General features: G+C 68.2%; 14 protein-coding genes. 7 read left to right on the top strand and 7 right to left on the bottom strand.

Features of this window, described 5'->3' with window-relative positions:
- The 3 genes from QN357_RS13580 to QN357_RS13570 all read left to right on the top strand — a co-directional run.
- A partial coding sequence (locus QN357_RS13580; protein WP_323505017.1) for a DUF4245 domain-containing protein occupies positions 1-657 on the top strand: 657 nt, incomplete at its 5' end.
- 23 nt (positions 658-680) lie between these two features.
- Complete coding sequence (locus QN357_RS13575; RefSeq protein WP_370294599.1) at positions 681-1,340, top strand: carbonic anhydrase; 660 nt, start codon at positions 681-683, stop codon at positions 1,338-1,340.
- 49 nt (positions 1,341-1,389) lie between these two features.
- Positions 1,390-2,808 carry a class II fumarate hydratase gene (locus QN357_RS13570; protein ID WP_134449492.1) on the top strand — a complete coding sequence of 473 codons (1,419 nt, stop codon included), beginning with the start codon at positions 1,390-1,392 and terminating at the stop codon, positions 2,806-2,808.
- An 80-nt stretch (positions 2,809-2,888) separates the two neighbouring features.
- Here QN357_RS13570 and QN357_RS13565 read toward each other — a convergent pair whose 3' ends face one another.
- From QN357_RS13565 to QN357_RS13555, 3 genes are all read right to left on the bottom strand, one after another.
- Entirely contained in the window at positions 2,889-4,187 is a 1,299-nt protein-coding gene (locus tag QN357_RS13565; protein WP_241984953.1) for a PhoH family protein, read from the bottom strand.
- A gap of 246 nt (positions 4,188-4,433) precedes the next feature.
- Positions 4,434-5,555: an aminotransferase class V-fold PLP-dependent enzyme gene (locus QN357_RS13560; protein ID WP_323505016.1), complete on the bottom strand. Its 1,122-nt coding sequence runs from the start codon at positions 5,553-5,555 to the stop codon at positions 4,434-4,436.
- Between the two features lie 8 nt (positions 5,556-5,563).
- Positions 5,564-6,349: an isoprenyl transferase gene (locus QN357_RS13555; RefSeq protein ID WP_134449490.1), complete on the bottom strand. Its 786-nt coding sequence runs from the start codon at positions 6,347-6,349 to the stop codon at positions 5,564-5,566.
- Between the two features lie 68 nt (positions 6,350-6,417).
- Between QN357_RS13555 and trhA the strand changes: the two genes are divergently transcribed.
- Positions 6,418-7,173: a PAQR family membrane homeostasis protein TrhA gene (gene trhA, locus QN357_RS13550; protein ID WP_134449489.1), complete on the top strand. Its 756-nt coding sequence runs from the start codon at positions 6,418-6,420 to the stop codon at positions 7,171-7,173.
- Here trhA and QN357_RS13545 read toward each other — a convergent pair.
- Together QN357_RS13545 and mca are read right to left on the bottom strand one after the other, a co-directional pair.
- Entirely contained in the window at positions 7,164-7,466 is a 303-nt protein-coding gene (locus tag QN357_RS13545) for a hypothetical protein (protein ID WP_322136208.1), read from the bottom strand. The genes trhA and QN357_RS13545 overlap by 10 nt on opposite strands.
- Positions 7,463-8,326 carry a mycothiol conjugate amidase Mca gene (mca, locus tag QN357_RS13540; RefSeq protein ID WP_322136209.1) on the bottom strand — a complete coding sequence of 288 codons (864 nt, stop codon included), beginning with the start codon at positions 8,324-8,326 and terminating at the stop codon, positions 7,463-7,465. Before mca ends, QN357_RS13545 begins: the two co-directional genes overlap by 4 nt.
- A gap of 69 nt (positions 8,327-8,395) precedes the next feature.
- Between mca and QN357_RS13535 the strand changes: the two genes are divergently transcribed.
- Positions 8,396-8,827, top strand: coding sequence for a DUF4307 domain-containing protein (locus tag QN357_RS13535; protein WP_134449487.1), 432 nt, complete (start codon positions 8,396-8,398; stop codon positions 8,825-8,827).
- A gap of 144 nt (positions 8,828-8,971) precedes the next feature.
- The gene (gene greA, locus QN357_RS13530; RefSeq protein ID WP_134449486.1) at positions 8,972-9,463 is read left to right on the top strand and encodes a transcription elongation factor GreA; all 492 of its coding nucleotides are present in this window, start codon (positions 8,972-8,974) and stop codon (positions 9,461-9,463) included.
- A gap of 96 nt (positions 9,464-9,559) precedes the next feature.
- Here greA and ilvA read toward each other — a convergent pair whose 3' ends face one another.
- Together ilvA and QN357_RS13520 are read right to left on the bottom strand one after the other, a co-directional pair.
- Positions 9,560-10,795: a threonine ammonia-lyase gene (gene ilvA / locus QN357_RS13525; protein ID WP_134449485.1), complete on the bottom strand. Its 1,236-nt coding sequence runs from the start codon at positions 10,793-10,795 to the stop codon at positions 9,560-9,562.
- Positions 10,792-12,135, bottom strand: a complete 1,344-nt coding sequence (locus QN357_RS13520; RefSeq protein WP_134449484.1) for an AI-2E family transporter — start codon at positions 12,133-12,135, stop codon at positions 10,792-10,794. Before QN357_RS13520 ends, ilvA begins: the two co-directional genes overlap by 4 nt.
- A 59-nt stretch (positions 12,136-12,194) precedes the next feature.
- On the opposite strand from QN357_RS13520, the gene QN357_RS13515 reads away from it, so the two are divergent.
- Positions 12,195-13,139 (top strand): winged helix-turn-helix domain-containing protein (locus tag QN357_RS13515; protein ID WP_323505014.1); only part of this gene is annotated, 945 nt, incomplete at its 3' end.

Raw genomic sequence — 13,139 nt, 5'->3', positions numbered from 1 at the left:
ACCACGAAGCGCCCGCCCCGGGTCGTCGCCGAGCTCGGCAGGCCTGAGACCGCCCAGGAGACGGCGGACCGCCTCGCGACGAACTCGCGGAACTACCGGTCGCGCAAGACCGTCAACAACCTGGTCCTGTCCCTCCTCGCCACCCTCGGTGCGGTCTTCGTTCTCGTCCTCCTCGTCCCGCGCAGCGACGGGCCCGTCGACCGCACCGTCGATTTCGCCGCCGTCGCGAGCCAGGTGCAGGTCGGGATCGACGAGCCGCTTGTGGTCCCTGAGCTCCCGGATGGCTGGCGGGCGAATGCCGCCCAGTGGCGTCTCGGAGGCACAGACAAGATCCCGTCCTGGTACATCGGCCTGCTGACCCCCCGCAACGAGTTCATCGGCCTCACCCAGGCCCTCGGCGCGAATCCGACCTGGATCGGGCAGCAGTTGAACGACGCCCCCGCAGCCCAGACGCTCACCCTCGCAGGAGTCACCTGGGACGTCTACCGGAACCCGGCGGCCGAGAAGGACCGCGGCAACTTCGAATACGCCCTCGTGACGAGCGCAGGGACGAGCAGCTACCTGCTCGTCGGAACGGCAGACGAAGACGAATTCGCGGCGGTCGCGACCGCGATCGCCGCCCAGATCAGTGCCAACGGACAGGCGGTGACCCAGTGACCGGACGGGGCAAAGACGTGCTCATCAGCCAGGCTGCGGCCCCGGGCGACGCCGTGGGCCCGGCAGCGGTGTGGAGCCGGCTGCAGCGCGGCAACCAGCGATTCGTGGACGGCGAGCCGCAGCATCCGCGCCAGGACGTCGACCGGCGCACCGAGCTCGCGACCGCGCAGACCCCGGCCGCGGCCCTCTTCGGGTGCAGCGACTCGCGTCTCGCCGCCGAGATCATCTTCGACATGGGCCTCGGCGACCTTTTCGTCGTGCGGAACGCCGGGCAGGTCATCTCCGATTCCGTGCTCGGCTCCCTCGAGTACGCGGTCGCCGTGCTCAAGGTCCCGCTCATCCTCGTGCTCGGCCACGACGGCTGCGGCGCGGTCCAGGCCGCCGTTGACGCGCAGGCGCCCGGGGCGGCTCCCCTGCCCGTGCACATCGGCCGGATCATTGAGAAGATCGTGCCCGCCGTGCACCGGGTGGTCGCGGCGACGGATGCGACGCTGACCGAACCCGGGAGCATCGATGCACTCATGGTCGGCAGAGAACACCTGCGCGACACCGTGACCGAGCTCCTGGAACAGTCCGAGTTGATCAGCGACGCCGTCGCAGCGGGTACATTGGCTATCGTCGGCGCCAATTACCGACTGCTCGAAGGCCGGGCCGTTCCCGACGTCGTCGTCGGCAACGTCTGATCCCACAGCCCGGGCAGTACCGTCTCCCAATCGAAAGGTCTTACACACAGTGGTGCAAAAAACCGCAGATGCCGGCTACCGAATCGAACACGACACGATGGGCGAGGTGCAGGTTCCCGTCGACGCCCTCTACGGCGCCCAGACCCAGCGGGCCGTTGAGAACTTCCCGATCTCCGGCTCCGTCCTCGAACCCGCGCAGATCTCGGCCCTCGCCCGCATCAAGAAATCCGCCGCCCTCGCGAACGCGCAGCTCGGGGTGCTCGACGGCGACATCGCCGAGGCGATCGCCGGAGCAGCAGACGAGGTCATCACCGGTCTCTACGACGACCAGTTCCCGATCGACGTCTACCAGACCGGCAGCGGCACCTCCTCGAACATGAACATGAACGAGGTGCTCGCGACCCTCGCCACCCGCACCCTCGGCCGCCCGGTGCACCCGAACGACCACGTCAACGCCTCGCAGTCCTCGAACGACGTCTTCCCCACGTCGGTGCACCTCGCCGTCACGAGCGCGCTCATCGACGACCTCATCCCCGGGCTCGACCACCTCGCCGTCGCCCTCGAGGCCAAGTCGGTGCTCTGGGCCGATGCCGTCAAGGCCGGCCGTACCCACCTGATGGACGCGACCCCGGTCACCCTCGGCCAGGAGTTCGGCGGCTACGCCCGCCAGATGCGGCTCGGCATCGAGCGCATCCGCAGCGCCCTCCCCCGCGTCGCCGAGGTGCCCCTGGGCGGCACTGCAGTGGGCACCGGCATCAACACCCCCGCCGGCTTCCCCCAGCTCGTGATCGAGCTCCTGGTCGCCGAGACCGAGCTTCCCGTGACGGAAGCGCGCGACCACTTCGAAGCGCAGGCCAACCGCGACGGCCTCGTCGACGCATCCGGTGCCCTGCGCACCATCGCGGTCAGCCTCACCAAGATCTGCAACGACCTGCGCTGGATGGGCTCCGGCCCCAACACCGGCTTCGGCGAGCTGCAGATCCCCGATCTTCAGCCCGGCTCCTCGATCATGCCCGGCAAGGTCAACCCGGTCATCCCCGAGGCCGTGCTGATGGTCTGCTCCCGCGTGATCGGGAACGACGCGACCGTGGCATGGTCGGGCGCGTCTGGCTCCTTCGAGCTCAACGTGGCCATCCCCGTGATGGGCACCGCGCTGCTCGAGTCGATCCGCCTGCTCTCGAACGCGACGCGGGTGCTCGCCGACAAGACCATCGACGGGCTCGAGGCCAACCTCGACCGGGCGAAGGCCCTGGCCGGCTCCTCCCCCGCCATCGTGACGCCGCTCAACCGGGTGATCGGCTACGAGGCCGCGGCGAAGGTCGCCAAGCACGCGGTCGCGCACGGCGTCCCGGTGCGCCAGGCCGTCATCGACCTCGGTTTCGTGGAACGCGGCGAAGTCACCCTGGCCCAGCTCGACACGGCCCTGGACCTGCTCAGCATGACGCGTCCCCCCGCGCGCACCGCCTAGCCCCGGTACCTTTCCGGTCGAGGGCGCCCTTTCCGCGGGTCACTCTCGACCGGAAAGGGCACCTTCGCCGGATCGCGGGGTCAGTTCGGGTCGTTGCCCTCGAGCATCTCGGTGACGAGCGCGGCGATCGCGCTGCGCTCCGAGCGGGTGAGCGTCATGTGGGCGAACAGCGGATGCCCCTTGAGCGTCTCGATCACGGATGCGACGCCGTCGAAGCGGCCGACCCGGAGATTGTCCCGCTGGGCGACGTCGTGGGTGAGGACCACCCGCGAGTTCTGCCCGATGCGACTGAGCACCGTGAGCAGCACGTTGCGCTCGAGGGACTGCGCCTCATCGACGATCACGAACGCGTCGTGCAGCGAACGGCCCCGGATGTGGGTGAGCGGCAGGACCTCGAGGATCCCCCGCTCGAGGACCTCTTCGAGCACGTTCTCGGACACGAGCGCGCCGAGGGTGTCGAAGACCGCCTGGGCCCACGGGCTCATCTTCTCGCTCGCGTCACCGGGCAGATAGCCGAGTTCCTGGCCGCCGACCGCGTAGAGCGGGCGGAACACCATAATCTTGCGATGCTGCTGGCGTTCCAGGACGGCTTCGAGTCCCGCACAGAGCGCGAGCGCCGACTTCCCCGTCCCCGCTCGCCCTCCCAGGGAGAGGATCCCGATCTCAGGGTCGAGCAGCAGGTCGATCGCCAGGCGCTGCTCCGCCGACCGGCCCTTGAGGCCGAACAGGTCCCGGTCGCCGCGCACGAGCCGCATTTCGCCCTTGCCGGTGACCCGGCCGAGCGCCGAGCCGCGGTCAGAATGGACCACGAGGCCGGTGTTGATCGGCATGTCCTGCACCAGACGGGTGTTGAGCACCTCGTTGTCGTAGAGTTCGCTGATCTGGTTCGACCCGAGAGTGATCTCGTCCATCCCCGTCCAGCCGGAATCGACCGCGAGCTCGTGTCGGTACTCATCCGCGAGCAGGCCGATCGATGCCGCCTTGACCCGCAATGGCAGGTCCTTGGAGACGACCGTGACGGCGAGACCGTCGTTGGCGAGGTTCATCGCGACCGCGAGGATCCTCGAATCGTTGTCGCCGAGTTGCAGGCCCGAGGGGAGCACCGACATGTTGGAGTGGTTCAGCTCGACACGCAGGCTGCCACCCTCTCCGACCGGGATCGGGAAGTCGAGGCGTTCATGCTTGACACGCAATTCGTCCAGGAGCCGGAGGGCCTGGCGGGCGAAGTACCCGATCTCCGGGTCGTTGCGCTTGGATTCGAGTTCGGCGATCACGACGACCGGCAGCACGATGGCATGCTCGGCGAACCGGAAGATCGCCTTGGGATCCGACAGGAGGACCGAGGTGTCCAGCACGAAGGTGCGCTCGGTTTGCTTGATGTCGGAAGCCGTCTGGTTCGAACCCTGATAGTCGGTCTGATTAGCGGTCACAACCACTCCCACCCCGTGCCTCGAAAGGCGCGGATTGTGTTGGCGAGCTGGCCACGGGGGTTCTCGAGCCGTACTTATGTGGCCGTCTCGATCAGGCGCCGTACCTGATGGGGATGACGCTACTTACACTCGGTGAATATCGGAAGTGCGACACACACATTGTCACCAGACGTTAATGGGCGCGGCATCTGGGACTCAGTAAATGGCCGCCGTCGCATACGACGTGAATGCCCCGCGCAGCATGTCCACGGTTTCGACGCTGAGCACGGCGTGGGCGCTGAGCCGCACCCGGCCGTCGCGGGTCGTTGCGGTGATCCCGTGGTTGTGCAGGGCGATCGTGAGCGTGTTGAGCTGGGCGGGAGGGGGCTCGAGCACGAGGATCCCGGCCCGCTCGCGTTCATCCCTCGGCGACACCACGGGTACCGCGTACTCGTCGGCGAGGTCGATCAGTTGCGACACGTTGTCCGCGACCGCGGCCTCGATGTTATGAATGCCCGTCACGGCAATCTCTTCGAGAGCCGCGGAGAACCGCGCCTGCGCGATCGCGTCTCCATTGCTGACCCGGAATGCGCGGGCGCTGTGGCTGGGCGGCAGCACCTCGTCCCACGGCTCGGCAACGTCCGTTCCCGCGAAGCCCGAGAACACCGGAACGAGTCGTTCGACCGCACGGTCGCTCAGCGCCAGGAAACCGGTGCCCCAGCCCGAGCGCACCCATTTCTGGCCACCGGATGCGACGACATCCGCCATCTCATAGGCTGCGTCGGTGACACCGAAGCCCTGGATCGCGTCAACGATCAACAGACGGTCGCCGATCACCTGGCGGATGCCGTCGAGGTCCACCCGGAATCCGGTCCGCGAGTCGACGAGGCAGACCGCGACGGCGACCGTCGCGGGAGTGAGCTGCTCGCGGATCTCGCCGGGGGTCACCCTGCCGTGCTCGGTCCCCAGCCAGATCGGGGTCACGACGCGCAGGGCCTCAGCCGCGCGCACGGCAGCAAAGGGGACGGTGGGGAAATCGCCGGGCGAGAGCAGCACGCCCCCGGTCAGGCCGAACATGGCCTGCATGATGCCGGTCGTCGTGTTCGGCTCGCAGACGACCTGGTCGGCCCGGAAACCGGTCACGGCGGAGACGGCCTCGCGCATCCGCTCGTCCTGCTGGAAGAGGTGGTCGAGGCTGCCGAAGCGGGCGCGGGACAGGATCTCGGTCTGGCCGAGGCTCTCGGCCACCACCGTCGCCGAGAGCGGTCCGACGCGGCCGTAGTCGAGGTAACCGGGCTCCTCGACGAACCCCGCGACATAGGCATCGATCTCGGTCATCCGGTCTCCTAGCTTCCGAAGCGGCGCTGGCGTTTGGCGAAGTCGCGCAGGGCGCGCAGGAAGTCGACCTGGCGGAGGTCGGGTCCGAGCGCCTCGACGAAGTAGAACTCGCTGTGGGCGCTCTGCCAGAGCATGAAGTCGCTGATCCGCTGCTCACCGGAGGTGCGGATCACGAGGTCGGGGTCGGGCTGGCCACCGGTGTAGAGGTGCTGGCCGATGAGCTCGGGAGTAAGCGTCTCAGCGAGGTCCGCGAGGGTGTGCCCGTTCTCGAGGTGCGCGGCGACGATGCTGCGCATGGCGTCGGTGATCTCGGTGCGTCCGCCGTAGCCGACCGCGAGATTGATGTGCATGCCCTTCTTGCCCGCGGTGCGGGTCTCGGCGTCGCAGAGCGCCGCGATGAGCGGCGCGGGCAGGCCCTTCTTCGTGCCGACCTGCTGGACCCGCCAGTTGCGCTGGCGCGAGAGCTCCTCGGCGAGCTTGGCGATGATCTTGGTGAGCTCGGAGAGTTCCTCGCTCGGGCGGTTGGTGAGGTTGTCCGAGGAGAGTAGGTAGAGCGTGACCACCGAGATGCCGAGGTCGTCGCACCAGCTCAGGAACTCCCGCATCTTCGCCGCGCCGGCACGGTGGCCGTGTGCGGCGGACTCGAGCCCGAGCTGCCGGGCCCAGCGGCGGTTGCCGTCGATGATCATCGCGACGTGGCGTGGCAGGTTCTCCGGCGTCAGCCCGCGACGAAGGCGGCGCTCGTACAACCGGTAGAGGATGTCGCGCGCCAAGGGGACCTGCCTCTTCTGCACGTATTTACGCTAGCCCACTCGGGCAGCCCGTGCTTCTTCCGGCATGTTCGCTGTCGTATTCTGGCTGCATGGCCGCAGAGAGCAGCACCGGGGACGACGCAACCGCACGACAGCCGCTGAAGGCGCCCGACGACGAGTTCATCCCGCAGCTGCCGCTGCTCGAGTCGGAGGTGCCCCGGCCGGAGGATCTCAAGCCCACCTGGCGCGGCTGGATCCACGCGGGCACCTTCCCGGTCACGATCGTCGCGGGGATCGTGCTTCTGTCCCTCGCAGAGGGACCCGCGGCGAAGTGGAGCTGCCTCGTCTTCGTGATCAGCTCCCTGCTCCTGTTCGGTAACTCGGCGCTGTACCACCGCATCAACTGGAAGCCGCGCACGAAGCTCGTCTTCAAGCGCATCGACCACGCCAACATCTTCCTGCTGATCGCCGGTTCCTACACGCCGATCACGGTGCTCGCGCTACCGCCGTCGAAGTCCGTGCTCCTGCTCTCCCTCGTCTGGGGCGGCGCACTTCTCGGCATCGCCTTCCGGGTGTTCTGGATCACCGCACCGCGCTGGCTCTACGTGCCGTTGTACCTGCTTCTCGGCTGGGGCTCACTGATGTTCATCGTCGACTTCTTCCAGGCGAACGCCGCGATGATGACCCTCATCATGATCGGCGGCCTGTGCTACTCGGTCGGCGCTGTCATCTACGCGCTCAAGAAGCCCAACCCGTTTCCCGGGGTCTTCGGGTTCCACGAGATCTTCCACAGCCTGACCGTTGTCGCGTTCCTCTGCCACTGGGCGGCGATCCTGATCATCGCCACGCATCCGCTCTACCCCTGAGGCTGCTGGGTCTCCCGCGGGGTGGATGCCTCACCCGGGTGCGTCTCCGCCTCGACGCAGGCAGCGAGTTCCGCCTGCAGGCGCTCGGCGATCTCCGCGCGATACGTCGTGCGGCGGATGCGGCGGACCAGATCGAAGCCGAGCAGCACGACGGCGACCACGACGAAGAGGATCGCCAGGAAGCCGGCGGGCCCCGGCGTGACGGTGTCGGGGTTGAATTCGGGCGGCGGCGTGTTGGCGAGCATGAAGCCCGTCACCGCGTCGACGAGGTGCGGGAACAGGACGGCGCTCATGCCTCGTCCCGGATACCGGCGAACAGATCTGATTCAGGCATGACCGTTTCAACTTTCGATTCGACGAGCTGGAAGTCCTCGTACGGCCACGCCTCACGGATGAGGTCGTTCGGCCAGAAGAAGAAGCTGCTCGTGGGGGAAACCTGGCTCGCGTGGGCCCGCAGCGCCGCGTCCCTCGCGTCCAGGAAGTCGCCGACCGGAACGTGGGTCGTCGCCAGGGCCGGGTAGTTCTTCATCCAGTCGCGGGCCTCCCCGAGCGGCTCGAGCAGCGGGGACTCCGGTTCCTTGACGCTCAGCAGCAGGAAGAGGGCATCGATGCGTTCGAGGTTGAAGATGCGATCGTAGTAGAGCTTGTCGATCTGCCATGGTTCCCCGTCACCCGGGTACCGGGTGGGGTCCGCGGCGGCGCGATACGCGGCCATCGAGACCTCGTGGCAGCGGATGTGGTCCGGGTGCGGGTATCCGCCGTTCTCGTCGTACGTGATCAGGACCTGGGGGCGGAATTCGCGGATGATCCGCACGAGCGGTTCCGCGGAGAACTCGAGGTCGATGGTCGAGAAGGAATTCGGCGGGACCGAACCGTCTTCGTTCATGCCGGAATCCTGGTAGCCGAGCCACCGGTGTTCGATGCCGAGGGCCTTCTGCGCCTGGCGCATCTCCCGTCGGCGCAGGCCGGCCATGTCTCGCTCGGCCATCGCCGTGTCGGCGAGGGCGTCGTTGAGGATGCTGCCGCCCTCTCCGCCCGTGCAGCTCACGACCATGACCTCGGCGCCGCGGCTCCGGTAGTACGCATAGCTCGCAGCCCCCTTGCTCGACTCGTCGTCGGGATGGGCGTGAACGGCCAGGAGGCGCAGTGTCATCGGACTCCTCAGAAATGGCGGATAACCTAGGGACAAGACTAATCGTTGAACCGTGAGTGTGGAGTCTGAGTGACCGGCAGCAGGAACGTCGACAGCGGTACCCGCAGCGAGGGCACCCTGGATTCCCGGTACGGTCGCGCCCCGAACCGGCGCCTGCGCGACCGTCGGTCCCTGTGGATCACCGCCGGGGCCTTCGCCGTCGTGCTGGTGGGCTGGGTCGTCTGGGTTGGGCTCGGCGCCTCCCAGCCCCTGCTCGAAACCAGGGACATCCGCAACGTCGTCCAGGACGACCGGAACGTGACGGTGACCTTCGAGGCCTCGATTCCGGTGGGGTCACCGGCGAGTTGCGCGGTCGAGGCGCTCAACCAGAGCTTCGCGGTCGTAGGGTGGAAGGTGATCGACCTGCCGCCGAGTGACCAGTATTCACGTACGTTCACGGAGCAGCTACTGACGAGCGAGCCCGCCACCACCGGATTGATTTACCGGTGCTGGCTGACCTAGACTGACGTATTCGCCCCGACGTTCTTCGCCGGGGCGAGCGTTGTTTTCCTGCTGCGATCCGCCCGGAATCACGCACACAACACCGCACGATCACGCACATCCGGTACCACACGCATGACTCGAGCATGAGGAGGAGACCCACCCATGACTACTGAAACCACCGTCACCTGGCTGACGCAGGAGGCGTACGACCGCCTCGCCTCCGAGCTGGAGGCCCTGAGCACCGTCGGCCGGATCGAGATCGCGAAGAAGATCGAATCCGCGCGTGAAGAGGGCGACCTCAAGGAGAACTCGGGGTACCACGCGGCGAAGGACGAACAGGGCAAGCAGGAGGCGCGCATCCGCACGCTCATCGTGCTGCTCCGCAACGCCGAGGTCGGCCACGCCCCCGAGAGCAAGGGCGTTGTCGAGTCCGGAACCGTGATCACCGCCACCATCGCCGGTGACGAAGAGCGCTTCCTGATCGGCAGCCGCGAGATCGCCGGCGACAGCGACCTCAACGTCTACAGCGAGCAGAGCCCGCTCGGCGCCGCGATCCTCGGCCTCAAGGTCGGATCGAAGACGAGCTACACCACCCCGAACGGCAAGGAAATCGCCGTGGAGATCTTCGCCGTCGAAACCTGGGGCGGCGACTAGCAGCATCCGCGGCAACTGTGGCCGTTACGGTCGACTGCGCCCCGTGCACGGGCCGCAGTCGACCGTAACGGCCACAGTCGTCCCGCGACGCGACCCTCAGTCGATCTGGGGGTCGTAACCGGCCGAGGTGAGTACGTCGACGACGTGCTGGCGGTGGTCGGGGCCGCGGGTCTCGACGCTGACGTTGAGTTCGACCTCGCTGATCTGCAGTCCGACGCCGTGCCGGGTGTGCAGGACCTCGACGACATTGGCGTGCGCTTCGGCGAGCAGCTCGGAGATGCGGGCGAGCTGTCCGGGGCGGTCCGGCAGCATGATGCGCAGGGTGAGATACCGACCGGATGCCGCAAGGCCGTGGCTGATGACACGCTGCATCAGCAGGGGGTCGATATTGCCCCCGCTGAGGATCGCAACGGTGGGGCCATCCGGGGTGACCTTGCCGGCCAGGATGGCTGCGACCGCGACGGCGCCGGCCGGTTCGACGACGAGCTTCGCGCGTTCGAGGAGCACGAGAAGCGCACGGGCGGTGTCGTCCTCTGTGACGGTGACGATCTCGTCGACCACGTCCCTGATGATCTCGAAGTTGAGCAGCCCCGGCTTCGCTACGGCGATGCCGTCGGCGATCGTCGGCAGGATCGGCACCTCGATCGCCTTCCCCGCCTCGATGGATGGCGGGTAGGCGGCGGCGTTGGCGGCCTGCACGCCGATGATCCGGATCGTGCGACCGTCGAGGAGCGCCTTCTGCTTCAGCGCGCTCGCGACGCCGGAGATGAGTCCGCCGCCGCCGATCGGGACGACGACGGTGTGCAGGTCGGGAACCTGGTCGAGGATCTCGAGGCCCAGCGTTCCCTGGCCGGCGATCACGTCCGCGTGGTCGAACGGCGGGATCAGGATCGCACCGGTCTCCGCGGCGTACGCCGCGGCGGCAAGCAACGGCTCGGCGACCGTGCTGCCCCGGAGGATGACGTGCGCGCCATAGTCCCTGGTGGCCTGGAGCTTGGGCAGGGCGACGCCGACGGGCATGAAGATCGTGGCCTTGATGCCGAGCTCGCGGGCGGCGAACGCAACGCCCTGGGCGTGGTTCCCGGCCGAGGCCGCCACGACGCCGTGTTCCTTCTCCTCGTCGGTGAGCTTCGAGAGGCGGTTGTACGCTCCACGGATCTTGTACGAACCGGTGCGTTGCAGGTTCTCGCACTTGAGGTGCACCTCGGCGCCGAGGACCGCGCTCAGGTAGCGGGAGCCTTCCATCGGGGTCACGGCGGCGACCTGGGAGACCACGGCGCGGGCGGCTTCGAACTCGGCGAGGCTCGGCCCGACGAGGGACAGGTTGGTCATGGGGTGCCTTCGGTAGTGGTCGTGCTGGACGGATTTCTTCTGGTCCTGGTGAAGCCGGGTCGTTGCGGGACGGTCCGCCACAGCGGCGATCCGGTACCCCGCGGAACGTCAGGGAGGTCGGCACGCCAACTGCCGCCCTGAATGTAGTTGATCATGACATTGAGCACGGCCGCGACCGGAACCGCGAAGAGCGCCCCCGGGATCCCGGCGAGCAACGAACCCGCAGCGACGACGAGCACAACGCCGAGCGGATGCACCTTGACCGCCGTTCCCATGATGAGTGGCTGGAGGACGTGCCCTTCGACCTGCTGGACCAGGAGCACGACCCCGAGCATGGCGAGCGCGATCGGCCAGGAGTTGAAGAGCAGAGCGATCACGACGGCGACGGCGCCGGTCGCGACGGCGCCCACGATCGGGATGAAGGAACCGAGGAAGACCAGGACACCGATCGGGATGGCGAGCGGGACGCCGAGCAGGAACGCGCCGAGCCCGATGCCGAGGGCGTCGATCGAGGCGACGAGGATCTGCACCTTCGCGAAATTGCCGAGGGTGGTCCAGCCGGCCTGCCCGGCGCCGTCGATCGCCGCCCGTGCCCGCCTCGGGAAGATCCGCACGATCCAGGCCCAGATTCCGGGGCCGTCGATCAGGAGGAAGAGCAGGCTGAAGAGCGTGAGCAGCAGCCCGGTGAGACCGTGGCCGAGCGAGGTGCCGAGCGAGAGTGCGCCGCTCAGGAAGACCTGGCTGTCGGCCTGGATCGCCGCAAGCGCCTGCTGCAGGTAGTCGTTGATCTGCGGTTCCGTGAGGTGCAGCGGTGACGCGAGCAGCAACGCCTTGAGGTCGCCGTAGGAGCCGGCGAGCCGGTCGCTGAGGCCGGAGAGGCCGCCGGCGAGCTGGGTCGCCGCGAGCGTGATCAGGGCGGCAGGGACGAGGAGAGTGGTGAGCACCGCGACGGCGATGGCCAGGCCCTTGGGCCAGCGGTGCCGCACGAGAAAGGAGACGAAGGGCGCCACGATCGAGGAGACCAGCACGGCGATGAGCAGCGGGATGACGATGAGCCGGAGCTGCACGACGACGAACAGGAAGACGGCGATGACGGCGAAGACGGCGAGGAGCCGCCACGACCACGCGCCGGCGAGCCGGATTCCCGCCGGGACGTTCTCATCGACGCCGTTCGGCGGAGCAGAGACGACGGCGATCGCTGCCGCTCCGGCCCGTTCGCCGGCCGCGGTGCGAGCTCCCGTACCTGGCCCGCTGCCGGGCTCCCGGCCGATCGGGGCGGCACGTCTGCGCCGCCCGGTGAGGAGTGCGCTCCAGCCCGGCCTACCCGCGGATTCCGTCATCGGACCAGTCTAGGCAATCGGAGGCAGTCACTGTCCCCGGTCCTCGCTAGGGTCGAGGAATGGTCCAGTCCCTCTCCCCCGCACTCGCCAGGCGCGTGGCCCTGGCCGCCCAGGGATTCGGGCGTCCCGTCCCGGCCGTCCCCGGCATCCGCCAGCTGGACGCCCTGGTGACGCGGCTCGGCCTGTTGCAGATCGACTCGGTCAACGTCTTCGAGCGCAGCCATTACCTGCCGGCCTTCAGTCGGCTCGGCGGCTACGACAAGGCGCAGCTCGACCGGCTGACCTTCGCTGTCGGCAAGCAGGCCCGCTATACCGAGTACTGGGCGCACGAGGCCTCGTTCGTGCCCCTCGAGAGCTGGCCGCTGTTCGCCTGGCGGATGGACGATTTCCGCGAGCGGTCGGCGCGGACGCCGGGCGCCTGGTCGCAGGGCAACCGGCCGATGCTCGACTGGCTGCTCGCGGAACTGGCCGATAAGGGCCCGTTGCCGGCGAGTGCGATCGAGCACGACGCGAACAAGCGCAGCGGCCCGTGGTGGGGCTGGTCGGACGTCAAGAGCGGTCTCGAGACGCTGTTCCGCTGGGGCGACGTCGTCACCGCGGGCCGCAGCCGGTTCGAGCGGGTCTACGCGCTGCCTGGACAGGTTCTTTCCCAGGAGCTGCTGGCCCGCCGGGTGCACCGGGACGATGCACATCGCGAACTCGTCCGCCGGTCGGCGCGGGCGCACGGCATCGGCACGGCGAAGGACTTCGCCGACTACTTCCGCCTGAAGACGCCGGCGACTCTCGTCGCGATCCATGAACTCGAGGACGCCGGCGAGCTGATCCCCGTCGTCGTGCCCGGCTGGGGCCCGGGTGGCACGCCCGGTGCCGCCTGGCTGCACCGGGACGCCCGGCTGCCGCGGGCCCTGGACGCCGCGGCGGTGCTCTCGCCGTTCGACCCCATGGTCTGGGACCGGGCCAGGGCTCTCCGCCTGTTCGGATTCCACTACCGCATCGAGATCTAC

The sequence above is a fragment of the Cryobacterium sp. RTC2.1 genome (assembly GCF_035018685.1).
Taxonomy (GTDB): Bacteria; Actinomycetota; Actinomycetes; order Actinomycetales; family Microbacteriaceae; genus Cryobacterium; species Cryobacterium glucosi.
This window is presented reverse-complemented; position numbering and strand designations above follow the sequence as displayed.

What these genes read in the sequence shown, in the direction of transcription:
- QN357_RS13560 (WP_323505016.1), bottom strand. Translation starts at nt 5,555, where the DNA reads ATGACCGAGATCGATGCCTATGTCGCGGGGTTCGTCGAGGAGCCCGGT.
- mca (WP_322136209.1), bottom strand. Translation starts at nt 8,326, where the DNA reads ATGACACTGCGCCTCCTGGCCGTTCACGCCCATCCCGACGACGAGTCG.
- QN357_RS13545 (WP_322136208.1), bottom strand. Translation starts at nt 7,466, where the DNA reads ATGAGCGCCGTCCTGTTCCCGCACCTCGTCGACGCGGTGACGGGCTTC.
- ilvA (WP_134449485.1), bottom strand. Translation starts at nt 10,795, where the DNA reads ATGACCAACCTGTCCCTCGTCGGGCCGAGCCTCGCCGAGTTCGAAGCC.
- QN357_RS13520 (WP_134449484.1), bottom strand. Translation starts at nt 12,135, where the DNA reads ATGACGGAATCCGCGGGTAGGCCGGGCTGGAGCGCACTCCTCACCGGG.
- greA (WP_134449486.1), top strand. Translation starts at nt 8,972, where the DNA reads ATGACTACTGAAACCACCGTCACCTGGCTGACGCAGGAGGCGTACGAC.
- trhA (WP_134449489.1), top strand. Translation starts at nt 6,418, where the DNA reads ATGGCCGCAGAGAGCAGCACCGGGGACGACGCAACCGCACGACAGCCG.